The 20001-nt window shown below is 34.4% G+C and carries 22 protein-coding genes; 8 read left to right on the forward strand and 14 right to left on the reverse strand.

Annotated features, from left to right (window positions below):
* Window positions 1-27: 27 nt before the first annotated feature.
* From pdxH to EZJ43_RS10805, 4 genes are all read left to right on the forward strand, one after another.
* Window positions 28-678, forward strand: coding sequence for a pyridoxamine 5'-phosphate oxidase (pdxH, locus tag EZJ43_RS10790; protein ID WP_133262728.1), 651 nt, complete (start codon window positions 28-30; stop codon window positions 676-678).
* A 46-nt stretch (window positions 679-724) separates the two neighbouring features.
* Window positions 725-1615: a 3-hydroxyacyl-CoA dehydrogenase family protein gene (locus tag EZJ43_RS10795; RefSeq protein ID WP_317126395.1), complete on the forward strand. Its 891-nt coding sequence runs from the start codon at window positions 725-727 to the stop codon at window positions 1613-1615.
* A 147-nt stretch (window positions 1616-1762) separates the two neighbouring features.
* A complete protein-coding gene (gene ruvB, locus EZJ43_RS10800) occupies window positions 1763-2785 on the forward strand; it encodes a Holliday junction branch migration DNA helicase RuvB (protein WP_133262729.1) in 1023 nt (340 codons plus the stop codon).
* 293 nt (window positions 2786-3078) lie between these two features.
* Entirely contained in the window at window positions 3079-4587 is a 1509-nt protein-coding gene (locus EZJ43_RS10805) for a bifunctional GNAT family N-acetyltransferase/carbon-nitrogen hydrolase family protein (protein WP_133262730.1), read from the forward strand.
* A gap of 121 nt (window positions 4588-4708) precedes the next feature.
* On the opposite strand, the gene EZJ43_RS10810 is transcribed toward EZJ43_RS10805, so the two are convergent.
* On the reverse strand, window positions 4709-4918 hold the full coding sequence (locus EZJ43_RS10810; RefSeq protein WP_133262731.1) for a hypothetical protein: 210 nt from the start codon (window positions 4916-4918) through the stop codon (window positions 4709-4711).
* A gap of 94 nt (window positions 4919-5012) precedes the next feature.
* Between EZJ43_RS10810 and queG the strand changes: the two genes are divergently transcribed.
* The gene (gene queG / locus EZJ43_RS10815; RefSeq protein WP_133262732.1) at window positions 5013-5945 is read left to right on the forward strand and encodes a tRNA epoxyqueuosine(34) reductase QueG; all 933 of its coding nucleotides are present in this window, start codon (window positions 5013-5015) and stop codon (window positions 5943-5945) included.
* 124 nt (window positions 5946-6069) lie between these two features.
* Here queG and EZJ43_RS10820 read toward each other — a convergent pair whose 3' ends face one another.
* The 4 genes from EZJ43_RS10820 to EZJ43_RS17545 all read right to left on the reverse strand — a co-directional run bounded on the left by EZJ43_RS10820 (window position 6070) and on the right by EZJ43_RS17545 (window position 9620).
* A complete protein-coding gene (locus tag EZJ43_RS10820) occupies window positions 6070-7944 on the reverse strand; it encodes a M1 family metallopeptidase (protein WP_133262733.1) in 1875 nt (624 codons plus the stop codon).
* 100 nt (window positions 7945-8044) lie between these two features.
* Window positions 8045-8347 carry a hypothetical protein gene (locus EZJ43_RS10825; protein ID WP_133262734.1) on the reverse strand — a complete coding sequence of 101 codons (303 nt, stop codon included), beginning with the start codon at window positions 8345-8347 and terminating at the stop codon, window positions 8045-8047.
* Window positions 8348-8382: 35 nt separating this feature from the next.
* Window positions 8383-9327 (reverse strand): 3'-5' exonuclease, encoded by a 945-nt coding sequence (locus EZJ43_RS10830; RefSeq protein ID WP_133262735.1) that lies wholly within the window; start codon window positions 9325-9327, stop codon window positions 8383-8385.
* A 170-nt stretch (window positions 9328-9497) separates the two neighbouring features.
* Window positions 9498-9620: a hypothetical protein gene (locus EZJ43_RS17545; protein WP_262708860.1), complete on the reverse strand. Its 123-nt coding sequence runs from the start codon at window positions 9618-9620 to the stop codon at window positions 9498-9500.
* A 281-nt stretch (window positions 9621-9901) separates the two neighbouring features.
* Between EZJ43_RS17545 and EZJ43_RS10835 the strand changes: the two genes are divergently transcribed.
* On the forward strand, window positions 9902-10687 hold the full coding sequence (locus EZJ43_RS10835) for a murein L,D-transpeptidase catalytic domain family protein (RefSeq protein WP_133262736.1): 786 nt from the start codon (window positions 9902-9904) through the stop codon (window positions 10685-10687).
* A gap of 141 nt (window positions 10688-10828) precedes the next feature.
* The gene (locus EZJ43_RS10840; protein WP_133262737.1) at window positions 10829-12658 is read left to right on the forward strand and encodes a DNA topoisomerase; all 1830 of its coding nucleotides are present in this window, start codon (window positions 10829-10831) and stop codon (window positions 12656-12658) included.
* A 17-nt stretch (window positions 12659-12675) separates the two neighbouring features.
* On the opposite strand, the gene EZJ43_RS10845 is transcribed toward EZJ43_RS10840, so the two are convergent.
* The 7 genes from EZJ43_RS10845 to EZJ43_RS10875 form a co-directional block, all read right to left on the reverse strand.
* Window positions 12676-13056, reverse strand: a complete 381-nt coding sequence (locus EZJ43_RS10845) for a response regulator (RefSeq protein WP_133262738.1) — start codon at window positions 13054-13056, stop codon at window positions 12676-12678.
* A 194-nt stretch (window positions 13057-13250) separates the two neighbouring features.
* Window positions 13251-13760, reverse strand: coding sequence for an outer membrane beta-barrel protein (locus tag EZJ43_RS10850; protein ID WP_133262739.1), 510 nt, complete (start codon window positions 13758-13760; stop codon window positions 13251-13253).
* A gap of 107 nt (window positions 13761-13867) precedes the next feature.
* Entirely contained in the window at window positions 13868-14806 is a 939-nt protein-coding gene (gene miaA, locus EZJ43_RS10855; RefSeq protein WP_133262740.1) for a tRNA (adenosine(37)-N6)-dimethylallyltransferase MiaA, read from the reverse strand.
* Between the two features lie 2 nt (window positions 14807-14808).
* On the reverse strand, window positions 14809-15606 hold the full coding sequence (locus EZJ43_RS10860) for a hypothetical protein (protein ID WP_133262741.1): 798 nt from the start codon (window positions 15604-15606) through the stop codon (window positions 14809-14811).
* Between the two features lie 76 nt (window positions 15607-15682).
* Window positions 15683-16021 carry a hypothetical protein gene (locus EZJ43_RS10865; protein ID WP_133262742.1) on the reverse strand — a complete coding sequence of 113 codons (339 nt, stop codon included), beginning with the start codon at window positions 16019-16021 and terminating at the stop codon, window positions 15683-15685.
* 42 nt (window positions 16022-16063) lie between these two features.
* Window positions 16064-17155 (reverse strand): MBL fold metallo-hydrolase, encoded by a 1092-nt coding sequence (locus tag EZJ43_RS10870; RefSeq protein WP_133262743.1) that lies wholly within the window; start codon window positions 17153-17155, stop codon window positions 16064-16066.
* Between the two features lie 143 nt (window positions 17156-17298).
* Window positions 17299-17478 (reverse strand): histone H1, encoded by a 180-nt coding sequence (locus EZJ43_RS10875; protein WP_133262744.1) that lies wholly within the window; start codon window positions 17476-17478, stop codon window positions 17299-17301.
* 883 nt (window positions 17479-18361) lie between these two features.
* On the opposite strand from EZJ43_RS10875, the gene EZJ43_RS10880 reads away from it, so the two are divergent.
* The gene (locus EZJ43_RS10880; protein ID WP_133262745.1) at window positions 18362-18727 is read left to right on the forward strand and encodes a response regulator transcription factor; all 366 of its coding nucleotides are present in this window, start codon (window positions 18362-18364) and stop codon (window positions 18725-18727) included.
* A 102-nt stretch (window positions 18728-18829) separates the two neighbouring features.
* Here the strand turns inward: EZJ43_RS10880 and EZJ43_RS17165 are convergent, their stop codons facing one another.
* Together EZJ43_RS17165 and ku are read right to left on the reverse strand one after the other, a co-directional pair.
* Window positions 18830-18982: a hypothetical protein gene (locus EZJ43_RS17165; protein WP_165953146.1), complete on the reverse strand. Its 153-nt coding sequence runs from the start codon at window positions 18980-18982 to the stop codon at window positions 18830-18832.
* A 134-nt stretch (window positions 18983-19116) separates the two neighbouring features.
* Window positions 19117-19887 carry a non-homologous end joining protein Ku gene (gene ku, locus EZJ43_RS10885; RefSeq protein WP_133262746.1) on the reverse strand — a complete coding sequence of 257 codons (771 nt, stop codon included), beginning with the start codon at window positions 19885-19887 and terminating at the stop codon, window positions 19117-19119.
* Window positions 19888-20001: the final 114 nt, after the last annotated feature.

Below are 20001 nucleotides of genomic sequence, written 5' to 3' on the forward strand. Positions count from 1 at the left end.
GCGCCGTAAATTTGCTTATTTTTGTACATGCAAGTTACAAATGAAATTCTACAAAACCTGCGCCAAGATTATAAAAGCGCAACGTTAGATGAAACTGACGTACATAATAATCCAATTACCCAATTTAAAAAATGGTTCGATCAAGCGGTTGCAGCAGAAATATATGAACCTAATGCCATGACATTAGCCACAGCCGACAAGGCTGGCCGACCTGATGCCAGAATTGTACTTTTAAAAGGTGTTGATGACGATGGATTTAGATTTTTTACCAATTATTTAAGTGCAAAAGGAAAAGAGTTAAAAAGAAATCCTTATGCGGCTTTGGTATTTTTTTGGGGAGATTTAGAAAGACAAATTCGGATTGAAGGAACAGTTGAAAAATTGAATAAAGAGACTTCCGAAGAATACTTTATTACCCGCCCATTTGCAAGTCAAATTGGTGCAGTAGCTTCTCCTCAAAGTCAAGTTATACCAAATCGAAAATTTTTAGAAGAAAAATTTGAAGATTTACATTCGAAAAGTGAAGGTAAAACAATTGTAAAGCCTGCACATTGGGGTGGCTATATTGTTAAACCAACCAGAATAGAATTTTGGCAAGGACGCAGAAGCCGTTTGCACGATAGAATAAACTTTGAATTGGTAAAAGGCAGCTGGATTAAAACCAGATTGGCACCATAATTAGTTTTACGTGTTAAGTTGTAAGTTCGTTTCAATAAAAATTTAGATGATTAAAAATATCTCAGTAATTGGCTCAGGCACAATGGGTAATGGCATAGCCCATACTTTTGCGCAATTTGGTTATAAGGTTAGTTTAATTGATGTTAACGAAATCGCTTTAGAAAAAGCAATTCAAACTATAACTAAAAATTTAGATAGGCAGATTGCTAAAGGCTCGATTTCTGAAAATCAAAAAGCAGATGCCTTAAATAACATTACCAATTTTACGAACGTAAAAGAAGGCGTTAAAAACGCAGATTTAGTTGTAGAAGCAGCCACAGAAAATGTAGATCTAAAACTGAGTATTTTTAGGGAAATTGATAGTTCTGCACCTGCTGATGCAATTTTAGCATCGAATACTTCTTCTATTTCAATTACTAAAATTGCTTCTGTTACCAATCGAGGCGACAAAGTGGTTGGTATGCATTTTATGAATCCCGTACCGGTGATGAAATTGGTTGAAGTTATTCGTGGCTACCAAACCAGCGACGAAACCACAAAAACCATTATGCAACTTGCAGCAAGTTTAGAAAAAGTGCCAGTTGAAGTAAATGATTATCCGGGATTTGTAGCCAATCGTATTTTAATGCCGATGATTAATGAAGCAATTTATACGCTTTATGAAAATGTTGCAGGTGTTTATGAAATTGATACCGTGATGAAACTTGGAATGTCTCACCCAATGGGACCGTTGCAATTAGCCGACTTTATTGGTTTAGATGTTTGTTTAGCGATTTTAAAAGTGATGCAAGATGGCTTCGGAAATCCGAAATATGCGCCTTGTCCGTTATTAGTTAACATGGTAATGGCTGGAAAAAAAGGTGTAAAAAGCGGAGAAGGTTTTTATAAATACACAGCAGGATCGAAAGAATTGGTTGTATCTGAGAAATTCGCCTAAAGTATCAAGATTTGAGTATCGAGTATCGAGCAGATGCGCTCTAATAATCTTCCGAAGAACAACACTATTAAAATATTAAAAATGTAATTTTGTATATCATAGAATCAAATCTTGATACTTGATACCCGCTACTAGATACTAAGAGAAATGAACGAAAACCTTGACCCCGAGGGAAGCCATTATTCACCAACCGATAGAGATATAGAAAGAGTTTTGCGTCCGCAAGCTTTCGAAGATTTTACTGGACAAGAGAAAGTGATGGAAAATCTTAAGATTTTTGTTCAAGCAGCAAAACTTCGTGGTGAGGCGTTAGATCATGTTCTTTTGCATGGCCCTCCCGGATTAGGAAAAACTACCCTTTCCTATATTATTGCCAATGAAATGGGCGCCGGAATTAAAGTTACTTCTGGTCCTGTATTAGATAAACCAGGCGATTTAGCGGGTTTATTAACTGGTTTAGATACTGGTGATATTCTTTTTATTGATGAAATACACCGGTTATCACCTTTGGTGGAAGAATATTTGTATTCGGCAATGGAAGATTTCAAAATCGACATCATGCTAGAAACCGGTCCAAATGCACGTTCGGTGCAAATATCTTTAAATCCGTTCACATTAGTGGGCGCTACTACCCGATCGGGCTTACTTACAGCGCCACTAAGGGCTCGTTTTGGTATAAATGCACGTTTAGCTTATTACGATGCAAAATTATTAACAACCATCGTTCTACGGTCATCAGATATTCTAAAAACACCAATTAACGATGAAGGCGCTTACGAAATTGCTCGCAGAAGTCGCGGAACACCCCGAATAGCAAATGCACTTCTACGTAGAACTAGAGATTTTGCGCAAATAAAAGGCAACGGAAATATTGATACCGAAATTGCACGTTATGCCCTAAATGCGTTAAATGTTGATGAGCATGGATTGGATGAAATGGACAATAGAATTTTGGTTACCATCATTGATAAATTTAAAGGCGGGCCCGTTGGATTAAAAACAATCGCAACTGCAGTTGGAGAAGATGAGGGTACGATTGAAGAAGTTTATGAGCCATTTTTAATTCAAGAAGGATATATTATGCGAACTTCTCGTGGTCGAGAGGTTACCGAAGCTGCATACAAACATTTAAAGAAAAACTATCCAGGTCAAACAGGGAAACTATTTTAACTTCCTTTCATGTTCCCGCGGATTTAAAATGCAGTATTATATCTAGTGTCACTGAATCAACAACAAAAAACATAAACGACAAAAGATAAAAAGCACACAAAATTTTTGGATTTGAAAAAATTGGATACACGGATAGATGTAGCTGGTATACATTTTTATTCAACCTTTTTTGTGCCTTTTGTAGTTCAAATAGATAATCCATTTTTTTTATGCACTAAATTATTGGCCTTAAATCTGCGCTCATCAAACATTCGGGCGAATTTCCTGTTGAATAAATGTAAAACCAACAAATTATGAATATTGAATTGCGTAAATTAACGATCGAAGATTATGACGATCTTAAAGAATCTATGACCCAAGCTTACGATACAATGGGCGGTTCAATTTGGCAGAAATCCACCATTCAAAAGCTTATTAAAATTTTTCCTGATGGTCAGCTTTGTATTGCTGTTGACGATAAAGTTGTGGCTTGCTCTTTAGCCATTATTGTAGATTATGATGAGTACGGCGATAAACACACCTATAAATTAATTACCGGAGATTTTTCTTTTACCACACACGATCCCAACGGCGATACCTTGTACGGAATTGAAATTTTTGTAAGTCCGGAATTTAGAGGCTTACGTTTAGGCCGCCGACTTTATGAAGCTAGAAAAGAACTTTGTGAAAACGAAAACTTAAAAAGTATAATTGCCGGAGGAAGAATTCCTGGCTACCACAAATACTCAGAAACATTATCTCCACGACAATATATTGATAAAGTAAAAGCCAAAGAAATTTACGATCCGACTTTGACATTTCAAATTTCGAATGATTTCCACGTAAGAAAAGTATTAAAAAACTATTTACCGGGAGATCATGAATCGAAAGAATATGCCACTTTGATTGAATGGAATAACATTTATTATCAAGGTATAGATGCATCAGCACGTTCTGCGATGACCATTAGATTAGGTTTAGTGCAATGGGAAATGCGTTTGTTTCCAAGTATAGAAACATTTTATGAACAAGTAGAATTTTTCGTAGATGCATTAAGTGGTTATAAATCAGATTTCGTCATGTTTCCTGAGCTTTTTAACACACCGCTTTTACAGCCTTATAATCATTTACCAGAAATTGAGGCCATGCGTAAGCTTGCAGAAATTACCCCAGAAATTGTACATAAAATGCATGAATATGCCCTAAGCTACAATGCGAATATTATTACCGGAAGTATGCCTCTTTTAGAAGATGGAAAACTATATAACGTTACCTACTTATGCCATAGAACTGGTAAAATTGATGAGTATAGAAAAATCCACATCACCCCGAACGAGCAGAAATATTATGGAATGATTGGCGGAGATAAAGTGCAGGTTTTTGATACCGACTGTGGTAAAATCGGTATTTTAATTTGTTATGATGTTGAATTTCCAGAATTGAGTAGGATTTATGCAGAACAAGGCATGCAGATTTTGTTTGTTCCATTTTTAACAGATACGCAAAATGGTTACACACGAGTGAGACATTGCGCACAAGCAAGAGCCATAGAAAACGAATGTTACGTAGCAATTGCAGGATGTGTAGGTAATTTGCCAAAAGTTAATAACATGGACATTCAATTTGCACAATCGGCTGTGTTTACACCTTCGGATTTTGCTTTCCCAACCAATGCAGTAAAAGCTGAAGCTACGCCAAATACGGAAATGGTTTTGGTAGTTGATGTTGATTTGCACCTTTTAGATGAATTACACCACTACGGAACGGTTAAGGTTTTGAAAGATAGGCGTACCGATTTATACGAAGTGAAACTTTTGAAATAAAAAATTGAGGGTTTACAACTTTATAGGGCTAGAGAAACAAAGTTGTCAACCCTACTAAAGAAAATAAAAAAAAATGCCGGTCACATCACTAACCGGCATTTTACTAACCTAAAACTTACTATTATTTTCTAAATATAAACCACCAAATCAACAGCGCTATCACCAATATCGGGATAACCCAAATTAAAGCTTTTCCTGCGCCATTTTCATTTTTTTCTGTTACGGCAGGCTCTGCCGGACCCGGATTTGCCTTGTGTAACTCATAATCGTTTTCAATTGGTTTCGGTGCATCTTGCCCTAAATCATTATTTTTTGGCTCAGTATTTTCCATGTAGAGATTGTTTTTTAAATTCTTTTAGTTTTCAATAATACAACACGTTATAAATAAAAAGGTTTTAAATGATAACCGTTATCTTTGTAAATAGATGTACAACAATAGCACTAAAAATAGTAATTTAATTAAGCAAGAAGCATTACGTTTAGGGTTTATTGATTGTGGCATTTCTAAAGCAGAATTTTTAGAAAACGAAGCCCCAAGGTTGGAAAAGTGGCTTAAAGGCAACTTCCATGGGGAAATGAAGTACATGGAAAATTACTTCGACAAGCGTTTAGACCCGACGCTGTTGGTAGATGATGCAAAATCAGTCATATCTTTATCCTTAAATTATTATACGGATGATAAACAATCGGATCCAAATGCGCCTAAAATTTCTAAATATGCTTTCGGGCAAGATTATCATGCTGTAATTAAAGATAAACTTAAAGAACTATTATTTTTTATTGAAAGTAATATTGGAGCAGTTTCTGGACGAGCATTTGTAGATTCGGCACCCGTATTAGATCGAGCTTGGGCAAAAAAATCTGGCATTGGGTGGATTGGGAAAAATGCAAACCTAATTAGCAAAACCAATGGATCTTTTTTCTTTCTGGCCGAATTAATTATCGATTTGGAGTTAGATTACGACAGTCCTTTCCAAACAGATCATTGTGGTACGTGCACCCGTTGCATTGATGCTTGCCCAACAGATGCAATACTCGCACCACAAGTGGTTGACGGCAGTAAATGCATATCCTACCTCACCATCGAATTAAAAAATGAAATTCCCGCTGAGTTCAAAAATAAGATGGAAAACTGGATGTTCGGTTGCGATATTTGTCAGGATGTTTGTCCGTGGAACAGGTTTTCAAAAGCACATGATGAAGATGCATTTAAACCCGAAAACGGCATTTTAGACTTGAATGAGAAAGAAATAACAGAAATAACCGATGAGGTTTTTAAAAAGGTTTTTAAAGGCTCGGCAGTAAAGCGGACAAAATTTGCTGGATTAAAAAGAAATATTGATTTTTTAAAATCGTGAATCTGAATTTTTAAGATTCACGATTTTAATTGGACATTTTTATGAGGATTATCTTTGGAAATCTTTCTTAATCGCTTGATAAATTATTTAATTTAATCCAAAAAGGCAAAAGCAAATAAAAATTTCAATTCACTTTAAAAGTGTTATCGCTTTTTACCTTATCAGGCGTAAAAGCATCGCCCATAACAATCTTCTTTAATTTTTTAGTTGTTTTTATATTGATATCATAGGTATCATTTCCATTTTCCCAAGCTGCAATGGTGCTGTGGTTTTTCTCTGTTGAACCATCTTCGTACATCAATTCTAAATCAATAGGCATTGGTTTCTTTCCTGTATTTTCGATTGTTATGATGTAGCCAGAATTCGTTTTCACGGCATTTTCTATCGCCATATCTACAATTCCATCCTCAAAAAACCATCTCTTCCAAAACCAATCTAAATTCTTGCCCGAACCTTCATTTATACTGTAAAAAAAATCATAAGGCATAGGATGTTTACCGTTCCAATTGTTTATGTAGTTATGCAAAGCTTTAGTAAAAAGTTCATTACCTAAATAATCTTTAACAAAATGGTAGGCTAAAGCTGGCTTAGGGTAAGTATTTGTAAACGAACCAGCGCCCTTTAAATCTGGCGTAAGCGTCATAATTGGCACATCATTTTTTGTACCTGAAGCAGATGCTGTTGCTTCAATACCGTAATCATCAGTAAAAGTTGGTTCAATAATGGTAGAAAGTACCCACTCGCCCATCGATGCCCATCCTTCGTCCATCCATCCATATTTAGTTTCATTAATACCCATGTAAAACGGAAACATGGTATGAAAAATTTCATGTGTGGTAAGGGTAATACATCCATTTCTATCCTCTACTGGATTATCGTTTACCATCATTGGGTATTCCATTTGATCTAAACCATCAAAAACTGTTTCATGGTTGTATGGATAAGGCCATTTAGGAAAAGTATGACTCATAATATCAACAGTTTTACGGGCAAAATCAATCACTTCGTAATAATCTTTATGAATTGGATTAAATACTGCATCCACACGAGTTCTTCTTTTAGTGGTCGAATCCACTACCACACTTGTCGATTTCCATATATAGTGATCGCTTAGTGCGAAAACGAAATCAGTAACATTTTTAGCTTCAAATTTAAAGGTATTAAAACCCTTAATCTGTGTAACTTTTTTATCTTTTAATTCTTGCTCGGTAATCACATCAACAACGCCATCATTAACACTTGCGCTATTTAATTTTTTTACAATTTCCTTTTGAAACACTTCGCTGGCATTTAACAAATCGCCAGTTGCCCACACGCCATAACCATTTGGAACAGTAATTTCTGCATTAAACTGATCGAAATCGTTGTAAAATTCTGCATCACCAGTATATGGAAACTTATTCCATCCATCAATGTCATCGTAAACTGCTATCCTAGGGAAAAAATAGGCTACGAAATATGAACCTTCATCAACCTGACCTGTGCGGATGTGAGAGCCCTTATTTAATATATAACTGTAATTAATAGCAAAAGTTATTGTTTTACCGGGCAAAACGGCAGGTACATTTACCGTCATATTAGTTCCGTCTATTGCATAATCTGTGAGGTCTTTACCACCGGTTGCAATGTTTTTAATATTTACGCCTGCTCCTAAATCGCTTTCAGAAATCTTCGCAACTTTTGGCGTTCCTTGTTCATAAGGCGTTCCTTTTTTATAAAGATTGGGGTAAATCTTAAACCAAATCTGTTTTAATGTATCGGGACTATTATTTGTATAAACAACGTTTACATTTCCATTTAGCAACCTACTTACCGGGTTGAAATTAATTTTAAGCTTGTATTTAGAACTATTTTGCCAATAGTTTTTTCCCGGTTTTCCATTTCCATCTCGGGTTTGTTTCTCATAAGCTTGTTTAAAAACAGGCTCAATTGGCAATTGCGCCTGCGCGTAAATGGAGCAGAATATAAAAAACGGTAAAAGAATTTTAAAGAATTTCATTGATTATAATTTAACTACAAATGAACACAAATAAACACAGATTTAATTGCAAAAAAACATTATCAAGCGATGCATCAAATTTGGATGATAATAACTACACTTACCTTTTTAAAATTTTATACTCACGTTGCATTTTTGCACGCCCATTAATAAGATATAGAAATCCTGCTAGCGTACTTAGCACAACAAAAGCAACCGTCCACATGGCTTTTTCGGCTGGTGTAGGCCTATTAGCAACATAAATTTCGTAAAGTGCGATTATAATATAGATTACAGTAGATACTACAAATACGCCGTATAATAGTTGTCCTCCAGAAACGTGTGCTATTTTAAGTATTCCAGTGATTACAGAAATTAAGTAATTTATCAAAAAAGCTTGTTTCAAAAATTTGGTAGTCGTCATAAATAAAAACTCAGTTTATTATTTCTTATTTCAATTTACTTCCCAAATTTCATTTTAAGTTGCTCTAACATATCTGTATTTATCGGCTCTGCGGTTTTCTCAACTTTAGGCTGAGGTTTTGGCTGATAAGGTTTTGCAACTTGTGTAACTACTCTTGGTGCCTTATTTTCGTTTTTCTTAGCATTAAACTTTGCCCATTCTTCATCAAGTTTCTTTTTGGTATATAAAGGGAAATCACCATTTTTCATCCAAGCGTAGTAACTCGGTTCTGTAGCAAAAACTTGTTGCGCAGTTTTACCTTTATGTTTACCAAAATTAAAGCAAACTTCATCGTTATCATTATAAACCATTCTCCCCGCAAAATCTACAGGTTTGTTAATGTTCGTAAATATGTGCAATGCATCTACATCATTTACAACGGGAATACTTTTTACACCTTGCTTACTCTCAAATTCCTTTTCTTTGTACATTTCCAACTGTCCAAGCAATACTTTATAAGTTGCAATAACATCAGCTTCTGCAGCGTGTGCGTTAACCAAATCTTCATTACAGTAAAACTTGTAAGCAGCTTTTAATGTACGTTGTTCCATTTGATGGAAAATATTTTGCACATCAACAAATTTTCTGTTGCTCATATCAAAATCCACATCAGCTCTCAAAAACTCTTCTAACAGCATCGGGATATCAAATTTATTAGAATTGTACCCTGCTAAATCTGCCTCGCCGATAAAAGTTGCAATTTCTTCGGCAAGCATTTTAAAGGTTGGTTCATTGGCAATATCTTCATCGTAAATACCATGAATTAACGATGTTACCAATGGAATTGGCATTTCTGGATTTACACGCCAGGTTTTAACCACTTCACTTCCGTCGGGCATTGCTTTTAAAATTGCAATTTCTACAATTCGATCGGCACCAACATTTATACCGGTAGCTTCAAGATCGAAAAAGGCCAAAGGGCGTTTTAAATTTAATTTCATGCGTTTTAATATGAGTTTGATGCTTAAATAACCATAACAAGAAAGCACCTAAAAATATGATTTTATTCAAAAGTGCTAAAAAGGTTTGATTAGTTGTTTAAATGCGTTTAAGATTTTTAAATATAATTGCAAATTGTATTAAATATTTAATGATTATTTGAGGCTATTTCTTAACTCAAAATAATTAATCCTAATGCAATTCCAATAACCATAATTAAATACATAATAATTTCTGTAGAGGCAAATCTTTTATACTTTGTCCAAAAGGAATAATCTTGATTTTTATCAGACATTGTGTGTAATTAGATTTCAAAAATAAGCATTTACATTCATTAATCTCCTCACAACATTTGCTTTTACAAAATTCGTAAGTGTAAACATTATTTTATAAAGCATAGCCCTCTCTACATAAGTATTTGATTATTAAATAGAAAATTCCTTAAAGCTCTATTTTTGCAAGTTTAGTCATTTCATTGTAAAGGAAGTAGAAAAACAAGCTGTCTTTTTAATTAGACACAATGAAATTAACTTATCAGCGTATTTAATGCAGCTTATTTAACCAAACATCTCATAAATGAATAAAAACAATTGGGGCTTTGTCATGATAATTTTAGTGAGTATCGGCATTGCAGGAATCAGTTGGAAGGTCGCGGAGCATCCACAATCCCAACAAGAAACTGTCATTAAAATCTCCAAAGACAGTTTATACAACCAATACATCACAAAACTTTACCAAGCCATTGGTTTAGACCGTACAGGTTTAGAAAAATCTGTTTTCGAAAAAGCACTCACGGGCTATTACAACATGAAATATTCGGGGCTTTTAAACGATAAAGCAATATTAACAATAGCAGATTTCGATCAGTTAAGCAGTTGTAAAAGATTCTATATCATTGATTTATGCCAAAAGAAATTAATTTTAAATACATGGGTTGCGCATGGCCAAAATAGTGGCGGAAACCAAACAACAAATTTTTCTAACGAAAAAGATTCGAATGAAAGTAGTTTAGGTTTTTACTTAACTGGTGAAACCTACACCGGTAAACACGGCAGATCGCTCAAATTAGATGGCATGGATGAAGGATTTAACGATCATGCGAGAGAAAGATCAATTGTAGTGCACGGCGCAGATTACGTTTCTCAAGAAAGCATTAATCAATTGGGTAGGTTAGGCAGAAGTCAGGGTTGCCCTGCTGTGCCTGCAAATTTAGCAAACCAGGTTATCAATACCATTTCTGAGCATACAGTGTTATTTATCAACAATTCAGCCCAACATTATCAATCACAGTTTTTAAATGAGCAGTTGGCTGCCAGTTTGATCTTAAGTGAAAATAGCGTTCTGGCAGCAGTTATGGATTAATTTAAATTGAGCTTTTCTATGTCAAACTTTTCCCGTAAAACACTAAAGGGTTTGGCTTTCAAACCTTTATAGTGTGAGTAAAATTTTGATTGTTACGCAGATAATTTTTGTGATATTTGAGGTTAACAAAAGGGTTAGTAAATGAAGATTGTAATCGCAGAAAAACCATCTGTTGGACGTGAACTTGCTAAAGTATTTGGAGCAACCACAAAAAAAGATGGATATATTGAAGGAAAAGGCTATTCATTTACTTGGGCGTTTGGGCATTTGTTGCAATTGGCACCTCCACAAGATTATGGTTTTATTGGCTGGAGAAAACAACATTTACCCATGTTGCCCGCAAAATTCAAATTAGCGATTAGGAAAATTAAAACAAAAGATGGTTTTGTTGAAGATCCTGCGGTGCGGAAACAACTTAATACCATAAAAAAACTTTTTGATGAGGCAACCGAAATCATTGTGGCTACGGATGCCGGACGTGAGGGTGAACTAATTTTTAGATACATTTATTATTTTCTAAAATGCAAAAAACCTTTTAAACGATTATGGATTTCATCGCAAACGGACGAAGCCATAAAGGATGGATTTAGAAATTTAAAACCCGGGAGTGATTACGATACATTGTTCAATTCTGCACACTGTCGCTCTGAATCAGACTGGCTAGTTGGCATGAATGCAACGCAGGCGCTCAGTATATCGGCAGGTAACCGAACCGTACTCTCACTTGGAAGGGTGCAAACACCAACGTTAGCAATGATTTGCTCGCGTTTTTTAGAAATCAAGAATTTCGTTCCGCAGATTTACTATCAAATGAGTATTCAGTTGGTAAAAGATGAACAAACTTTTAAGGCCGTATCCACATCCAATTATAAAAGCAAAGAAGACGCAGAAAAATTATTTGTCTTAGTAGAAGATGTACCTTCTGGTTTCCCAAATGGAGGAAATATTACCGCCGTTGAAGCAAAACCTAGAAAGGAACCACCACCACTTTTACATGATTTAAGTAGTTTACAGCAAGAAGCCAACAAGAAAAAAGGATTTACTGCAGATCAAACGCTCGGTCTTTTGCAAAATCTTTACGAAAGTAAATTGGTTTCTTATCCCCGTACGGGATCTAGATATATTGGCGATGATGTTTTTGCCGGTGTACCTAGCTTAATTGCAAAGCTTACAACCCATAAAGATTTTGGCAAACAAGCAACTTTTTTACAAACTGTACCATTAAATAAGCGTAGTGTAAATGCCAAGAAAGTAACCGATCACCATGCAATTTTACCAACAGGCGAAGACGCTTATGGTTTAAGTAGCGATAAACAGGCAATTTATGACATGGTTGTGGGTAGAATGTTAGAAGCCTTTCATCAGGAATGTATAAAAGAGATTACTAAAATAACTGTTCAGTCTGGCTTAACATTTGTTGCAAGCGGTACGGTTATACGTTCTGCCGGATGGCGTACTGTTTTTAACGAAACTGAAGACGATAAAAAAGATGAAGAAAACGCTAGCTTACCCAAAGTTGTTGTAAATGAGCAATTGCCCATTATCGAAAAAAGTTTACTCGAAAAGCAAACTAAAGCTAAACCTATGTACAATGAAGCTTCACTTTTAAAAGCTTTAGAAACATCTGGTAAAGAAATTGAGGATGAAGAATTGCGCTACGCGATGAAAGACAGTGGCTTAGGCACACCGGCTACACGAGCTTCTATTATAGAAACATTAATCACGAGGGAATATATTAGTAGAGAAAAACGAAATTTAATCCCTACCAATAAAGGTTTAGCAGTGTATGATGTTGTTAAAGATAAACAAATTGCGCAGGCGGAATTAACCGGACAGTGGGAAAAAAGGTTGGAAGAAATACGATCGGGGTCATCCGTATCAGACTTCAAAGCAGAAATTACAGAATATACAAAAACAATAACGAATGAACTTCTTTTGGCGGGTGCCTCAATTGCGGGTAAATTGACTTAAATAACTAACAGGATTGCTTAATTAACTAAAAATTTATCAATAAAATCCTTTAAAGATTTTTTCATTTTTTCGTCTTTTTGGATAAATCCCATTGCGCCAGCCTCAAGATAAATTTGCTCTAATTTGCTTTTTTCGTTCCCCGAAAACATGCATATTCTTAAACTTGGATAATTAGCCAAAATACCTTTTACAACTTCTGGCGTTGCATCCCCAGTCGGCATGTTAATATCCAATAATAAAAAATCCAAATGACCTGTTTTTAGCGTATTATAAGTCTGTTCCAAATCACCGGTTTCCAGTATTTTAGATGATGAACAGACTTCAAGAAAAAAATTCTTCATTACAACCCGTAATAATTGGTTATCGTCTGCAATAAGAATTTTAATATTGTCTTTCATTAATTTTAATTTAACACTAAATAGTTAATCACATCAAATAGACGAAAAAGTATTCGTTTTATTACAAGTAAATTATTTTTTTTTAGCCTACAGAATTAGTTTGTAAAATTGTGAGAATGACAAAGGTAGATATTATAAAACAAAAAAAGTGCCTTTAAATAATTTAAAGGCACTTAAATTGTAACATTTATGTTTTACAAAGTAAAACCGTAAGCTAAACGCAAACCAACATAACCTGTGCTAATAACACTGTTTGAACTTTTGCTCTTACCTTCATACTTAACACCTAAGTCTAAACCGTTACTCCAAGCGTAACCCAAAGCAGGTGAGTAAACCAGTGATGTACCAGTTTCGCTACCTGTATTAAAAGCTGCACCAACCTCTGCTAAGCCATAAACACCAGCACCAGTGTCGTTAAAGAAATATTTAGCGCCAACTTTTACTGGAATGTAACCTGAGCTAGCTATAGAATTTTTGTAAGAAATATTGGTATAACCTGCAGTAACAGGGATTGAAAGTTGTTTATCAATATCAAATTGGTAACGTACATCACCACCAATTGCCACGCTACCATTAGTTTGGGTAGGTACACCAACATTTAAACCAATTCCTAATTTTGGAGTAGATTGTGCATTTGCATTTGTTGTAAAGAATAAGGCCACTACAGCTGCTGAAGTAGCTAGAATTTTAGTAATTGTTTTCATTTTGAAATTATTTTTCTGATTTATTTATAATTGCATATATGCAAATGCTGTGCCAAAGAGGCTTTTAAAAAGTGATGTTAATCAAACTTTAATGATTATAAATAAGTTTAAAAACTGTAATTATCCTCAATTTGAGACAATTGAATAACTTCATCAACCAAAGCATCCGTTGGTTTAGAAGCATCTACCCAATGGATCTTAACACCGTCTTTTTCCATTTTTCTAAAAAAAGTGTGCTGTCTTTTTGCAAATTGGCAAATGGCTATGCCCAACTTCGACTTTAATTCTTCGTAATTAAGAAAGCCATTTAAGTAATTAGAAAGAAACTTGTATTCCAACCCATAGAAAACGAGTTTCTCATGAGATAATCCCATAGCCAAAAGCGATTCAACCTCTTCTATCAATCCGTTTTTTAAGCGCTGATCTAATCGTATCAAAATATTTTTTCGGGTGTTTTCAACTTCATTCTTTAAACCAACAGTTAAATAATTAATATTAGGCTTATTTACCTCTTCCAATGTATTAAACCTCAAATATTCAGCTATTTCTACACCTCTAATTAACCTTTTATTAGAAGATACATCCACATGCTTAATATGGTTTTGTGGATAGCACTCAAGTTTTGCAACTAGCTCCTCTTTTGTTAAAGTTGAGAGCATTGTTCGTAACTGTATGTCGGCAGGAATTGATGTGTAGGTTTGGTTTTGAAATAAACTATGTATGTACATACCTGTGCCACCACACAAAATTGGAAGTTTGTTTTTTTTCGTGATGGCAGAAAATGAATCATAAAAATCGTTTTTAAACGCATCGACATTATATTGCTGCCCTGGCTCTAAAATATTAATTAAATGGCGGTTGATCTCCATACCGTTTAGGGTAAACTCATTTAAGTCTTTTCCAGTGCCGATATCCATGTGTTTAAAAACCTGCCTACTGTCTGCACTAATCACTTCGCCATTTAACTGCGAAGCCAACTTTACCGCTAATTTTGTTTTGCCCGAGGCAGTGGCGCCTAATATTACGAGTAATGGATTTACCAACATTGCTAAAATTTTAATACAAACTTTAAACTACCAGTGTTAAAAACGGTATTTTCTTCTTGTGTAATAACTATTCTACTTAATTGCCTGCTAAAATTTTTATCCAAAAGAAAATAATGTGGTTCTAAAATAGAAGTGCATTCGAAACCTAACTTTAAATACCCCTCACCAACACTCCAGTCACGATCAGCATAAGTCATAACATCATTCGGCCCGAAGCTTAAATAAAATGCCTTTATTAGTTTACTTAAACCTCCGATTACGCTGTAACCCATTTTTACCACAAAGCGAATCAACTCCACCGATTTGTAATTCTCGGTATGGTTCATTTTTCTTAATGCCGAAAATGTAGCCACTGCAATCAATTCATCTTTAAAAAATAACCCTAATTTATACCGACTACTAACTGCGCCCTGTAAATGATTTTCATCTAAAAAAAGATCGGCAAGCGGTTTAATAATTTTTACAACTTTTGTTTTTCGACCATGCACACGAATGTTCATCCCACATAAAGATCTGAGTCTTGATATAACCAATATTGGTTTAGTTAACCAAACATCTTCCCACAAATAAATGGTTTTAATGTTCTTCAATTGATTTTCCTTTTGGATTTGAATCAAATTTTCGGGCAAAAAATCAGTACCAATATCAAGTAGAATGATTACAATAGATTTTGTTAAGAAAATTCTGGAAGTTGAATTATTCTCCAAATGAAAATCAATACAAGATTTAACCAATTCAGAAAGTACATCCTCCCGCCAGTTTACATGTTGTACGATTTGTGATTTAATGTCCCTATCCAAAAGCTTGTAAAAAAGTAAACGGAATAATTTCTTATTCCGTTTACAAATTTAAAAATACATAAATTTATATTCCCTATCAAATCCATTTTTTTTCTTTGAAGTGATTATGTGTAATTGCAATCAAATTTTCAACTTCTTTAACCTTTTCGTTGGATAGGTTTTCAATTTTTAACCTTGATGCATCAGCATCTTTATCATCCATATCTAGGCCAGTTTTTACAACTACGGCATCTCCGTCTATCCTTAAGCCTGCGAAAAATCGCTCAGTAACTTTTTCACCTTCATCCACCATGTTTTTTTCGCTCCATAGCTCAAAATCACTTTCAGAATTTTTATGAGCAGTGTAGCCACGGGTTGCATAAGGTTGCAAACATGCTCTTAGTGTTTGGAAGATTTCTACAACATCTGTTTTCATAACAATGGGTTTAGATAATAAACATTGTGCCTTTAATATTGTTTAGAAAATATTCTCCCACCAACGCTTAGATGGATAACATTCATCAATTATTACGGTTTCTCCCAACATGGGCGTTGTGATTTTTACATTTAAAAGCTTTGCTTCTTCAACTGCTCTTTGTATAGGTTCGTTCCAAGGGTGCATCGATAAAGTAAATTTACACCAATGCACGGGCATTAACACCTTTGCACCAAGATCGATTGCCGCTTGTATAGTTTCTTCAGGGAACATGTGTATAAATGGCCAATATGCATTATACTGACCACATTCTAGGAACGCCAAATCGAATGGACCGTGTTGCTTACCAATTTCTTTAAAGTGCGTATCGTAACCAGAATCTCCACCTAAAAATAATTTAAAATTTCCAAAATCCATAACAAATGCCGACCACAAGGTTTGGTTTCTTTTAAACTTTCTTCCTGTGAAATGCCTCGCTGGCACTGCCGTAAATTTAAGTTTACCTAAATCGGCAGTTTGATGCCATGCAATTTCGATAATTTTATCTTTGTTAATTCCCCACTTTTCTAAATGAGCACCAACACCCAATGAACAAACGAAAGTTTTAGTTTTTTTACTCAGTTTTAGTATTGTTGGGTAATCGAGATGATCATAATGATCGTGCGTAATCAGAATTACATCTAAACTATCAAAATCCTCAGCCTTTACAATATTGGTACCCGCAAAAGCTTTGGTGCTTACAAATGAGAATGGAGACGGAGTATCGCTGAAAACCGGATCTACTAAAACATTCATGTTCGGCAGTTTTATCAAATAAGACGAATGCCCGAACCATATTATTTCTGGCTTTGGATTGTTATAATTTGTTAAATCAGGCTTTACAGATGGTAAAGAATATTTAGGTTTTTTATTTGGATGCTTGCCAAAAAGAAATGATTTTAAAATATCAAAAAGACTTACACCCTCCGGTTGCATTGGTGTTACGCTCAAATTTTGTAAAGCGCCATTTTTATAATTTGGCAATTGAGAAATTAACTTTTTCCTTTCACCAGCTGGCAATTTACCGAATACCGGTATGTTGGTAATGATGAAAAATACAATCAAAATTGCAATAGTGACGAACGCAAATATCATTTTTTAGTTTATTCTTTTAATGCTGAGTTGGCAGCTGTGCGCTGAAATATATAATATCTAAAATTAATCGCAAACCGATGGTCGTAAAACCAAAAAGGGGCCTAACCGTAGTTAAACCCCTTCTTGTTCATACTCGCGAAATACTATTTTTCAGAGTTTTTCTTTTCAGTAACTTCTGCACGAATTTCTTGTGCTAAAACTTTTAAGTCTTGCATAGCTTTACGTACACGTGTACCAGCAGCTGCATTGCCAGCACTATAAAATTTTTCTACATCTGCTTCGATAGCAGCAACCGCAGCTTTAACTTTTGAGAATTTTTCCATCGCTAATTGATGTTTTTAGGGTTTAAAAATTTATTTATTTTCAATTATACATATTTAGGTTGAATTATCAACAAATTGGAAATATTTATTTTAAATAAGTTTTGCACATTTTTATGCGTGTATCACCTCCTAACCCAAGTAAATTTCATTTTTAATTAAATTTTAACAGCTTCACTGTTTCCTTTAAAATCCTGATCATCAAAAAAATAATTGGGACGACTGAAATCTTAATTATACCGAATTGTTGCTTCTTGCTAAACATTTATGCAGGTAAAACAATCTTGAAAGATTTAGCAAGTCAAACTCGCGTACTCTTTTTTAAAAATTTGCATTTGCGACTAAAGGGCAATTCCGTAAAAAAGCGATTTAAAACATAATAGTGTTCTAAATGCCTTTTAGCTAACATAACAAATCAATTATAAAGGTTTCGAGTCAAAAAAAGCATATACCTTGCTATTTCGTAGCAAGGTGTCTTTTCGTCAAGTCAGTTTGTTGTAGCTTAACACCAAGCTCACATTTCCGGAAAAATTTTTTATAAAATCACTTAAAATTTAAACTTTACAAGAAGAAATGAGCCAACTTGAATTAAATGTAAAAATGCCAAATCAAACATGTTGTAACAAGGTAATTTAGATTGATTTCATCCCATTTTTCAAAAAAAAGATACAAATTCCTTCCAAATTTTTAGATGTTGATAAAAATATTTCATTTTCGATGGATATTCCTTAAAAACGGTAAATACCCAATATATTTCTAATGTTCGCCTTAATGCATTGGCAATAGCGCCCGAATCAAAACATCTCGAAAATTTGTGAAAATAATAATTATTCTAATTTATTAATTCTCATATCTTTGCTAATAATCCACTAATCATCTCTTAAGTTTGGCGAAGAAAAATATATTGGTTGTAGAAGATAACCACGCAATTTTAGACGTAATTACGCTCATTTTAGAAAGTGAAGCCTTTAATGTAGCGGGTTTAAATAAAGGTGCCGAGTTTTTTAATCGTGTAGAATCGTACAAACCTGATGTAATTGTTATGGACATCATGCTGCCAGATATTGATGGAAGAATGCTATTAAAGCAGATTAAAGAAACGCCAGCTACTTGCCACATTCCAGTTCTAATGATTTCTGCACGATACAACGAAAACAATTATCCATTGGATAACCTACATGCCGATGGATTTATGGCAAAACCATTTAACATAGATGAACTTATGGACAAAGTTTATGCGCTACTGAAATAAACAACAAGTTTGTTAATTGGATTCAGCCATGAAATACCATTGTTATCTGTGTATTATGCTATAAAACGTTCACAAAAACAGGGAAACAACTAGTTTTAGGACCTAATTCTTTTTGTCGTGACCTGCCTTTTTACTTACCTCGCAAGGTTTTGCATCTTTACCAGTGGTACTATTCATCTCGTCAGGTCCTTTAGCTTTAGCACCTTTTGGCGCAGTTGCTTTGTTTTCTTCGGCGGTGGTTTTTGAAGTTTTCATAATTTTAAATTAAGTAATATGGATTATTCTGGTTAAAAACTCAAATGATCTTAAAATTTAACAACAGATTAAGATTTAATAAAGTTTTGTTTGAAATGTTATTTGGCTGTTTTAGTAATTGGTAAAAAAGTATTTTAAGCCCTCTTTTTAACACTTAAACTCTGCATTAATTGGTCGTATAAATCATCACTTGTTGCTTTATGAGGTTGCATTTTTTTAACTGTAGCCCGTTTACCTTTAGCTTTTGCTTTAATCACTTTCAAAAGTTCTGCGGTATAATTATCTTTAAAACTGCTGAGGTCAAATTTTGAGCTATACTGTTTAATCAGCGCCATACCCACGTCCATTTCTTTTTTTGTAATGGTAACGCCTTCGGGGGATGCAATTTCCGAAGCATCTCGAATTTCTTGTTGGAAGCGTATTTTGGTAATTACAATTACCCCTCCCATTGGGTGAATAACACATAAATTTTCGGTATTGCGCAACACAAACCTCCCTACACCAGCTTTTTTCGATTTTAAAAGGGCTTGCAGTAAGAGTGCGTACGCTTTTTTACCTTGCTTTTCGGGCTCGCTATAATAAGAGGTTTCGTAATAAATCGGATTGATAGAAGTAACATCTACAAAATTCTCCAGCTCAATAATTTTTGTTTTTTCTGGTGATGCATCTTCAAAATCGTGCTTATCTAGAATAACATATCTATCCTTTAAAAAATAGCCACGTACAATTTTTTCGAAAGGCACTTCTTTTTTTGTGTGCTCATTCACCTTTAAGTATTTAATTTTACCGTGGTCGCGCTCATCTAGCATATCTAGGTCTAACCTACTATCTTGCACAGCTGAATATAATTTAACGGGAATATTTACAAGTCCGAAACCAATCGAACCTTTCCAAATAGATCTCATAAAGCATTAGTTTTGTTATAAAAATTAACAAATCACTAATCTATATTGTTTTTTATTGTAAAAATTTACTGTATCTAAAATACCCGAAACATTTTACGTTTAAGTCTGTTTTAA

Origin of the sequence: Pedobacter changchengzhani (assembly GCF_004354365.1) — a bacterium.
GTDB lineage: Bacteria > Bacteroidota > Bacteroidia > Sphingobacteriales > Sphingobacteriaceae > Pedobacter > Pedobacter changchengzhani.

Excerpts from the sequence above, each read along its gene's own strand:
- EZJ43_RS10840 (WP_133262737.1), top strand. The coding sequence starts at position 10,829 with ATGAAGATTGTAATCGCAGAAAAACCATCTGTTGGACGTGAACTTGCT.
- pdxH (WP_133262728.1), top strand. The coding sequence starts at position 28 with ATGCAAGTTACAAATGAAATTCTACAAAACCTGCGCCAAGATTATAAA.
- queG (WP_133262732.1), top strand. The coding sequence starts at position 5,013 with ATGTACAACAATAGCACTAAAAATAGTAATTTAATTAAGCAAGAAGCA.
- EZJ43_RS10850 (WP_133262739.1), bottom strand. The coding sequence starts at position 13,760 with ATGAAAACAATTACTAAAATTCTAGCTACTTCAGCAGCTGTAGTGGCC.
- EZJ43_RS10870 (WP_133262743.1), bottom strand. The coding sequence starts at position 17,155 with ATGATATTTGCGTTCGTCACTATTGCAATTTTGATTGTATTTTTCATC.
- EZJ43_RS10820 (WP_133262733.1), bottom strand. The coding sequence starts at position 7,944 with ATGAAATTCTTTAAAATTCTTTTACCGTTTTTTATATTCTGCTCCATT.
- EZJ43_RS10865 (WP_133262742.1), bottom strand. The coding sequence starts at position 16,021 with ATGAAAACAGATGTTGTAGAAATCTTCCAAACACTAAGAGCATGTTTG.
- EZJ43_RS17545 (WP_262708860.1), bottom strand. The coding sequence starts at position 9,620 with ATGTCTGATAAAAATCAAGATTATTCCTTTTGGACAAAGTATAAAAGA.
- EZJ43_RS10875 (WP_133262744.1), bottom strand. The coding sequence starts at position 17,478 with ATGGAAAAATTCTCAAAAGTTAAAGCTGCGGTTGCTGCTATCGAAGCA.
- EZJ43_RS10825 (WP_133262734.1), bottom strand. The coding sequence starts at position 8,347 with ATGACGACTACCAAATTTTTGAAACAAGCTTTTTTGATAAATTACTTA.
- ku (WP_133262746.1), bottom strand. The coding sequence starts at position 19,887 with ATGAGATCTATTTGGAAAGGTTCGATTGGTTTCGGACTTGTAAATATT.
- EZJ43_RS10805 (WP_133262730.1), top strand. The coding sequence starts at position 3,079 with ATGAATATTGAATTGCGTAAATTAACGATCGAAGATTATGACGATCTT.
- EZJ43_RS10795 (WP_317126395.1), top strand. The coding sequence starts at position 725 with ATGATTAAAAATATCTCAGTAATTGGCTCAGGCACAATGGGTAATGGC.
- ruvB (WP_133262729.1), top strand. The coding sequence starts at position 1,763 with ATGAACGAAAACCTTGACCCCGAGGGAAGCCATTATTCACCAACCGAT.
- EZJ43_RS10845 (WP_133262738.1), bottom strand. The coding sequence starts at position 13,056 with ATGAAAGACAATATTAAAATTCTTATTGCAGACGATAACCAATTATTA.
- EZJ43_RS10810 (WP_133262731.1), bottom strand. The coding sequence starts at position 4,918 with ATGGAAAATACTGAGCCAAAAAATAATGATTTAGGGCAAGATGCACCG.
- EZJ43_RS17165 (WP_165953146.1), bottom strand. The coding sequence starts at position 18,982 with ATGAAAACTTCAAAAACCACCGCCGAAGAAAACAAAGCAACTGCGCCA.
- EZJ43_RS10830 (WP_133262735.1), bottom strand. The coding sequence starts at position 9,327 with ATGAAATTAAATTTAAAACGCCCTTTGGCCTTTTTCGATCTTGAAGCT.
- miaA (WP_133262740.1), bottom strand. The coding sequence starts at position 14,806 with ATGTTGGTAAATCCATTACTCGTAATATTAGGCGCCACTGCCTCGGGC.
- EZJ43_RS10835 (WP_133262736.1), top strand. The coding sequence starts at position 9,902 with ATGAATAAAAACAATTGGGGCTTTGTCATGATAATTTTAGTGAGTATC.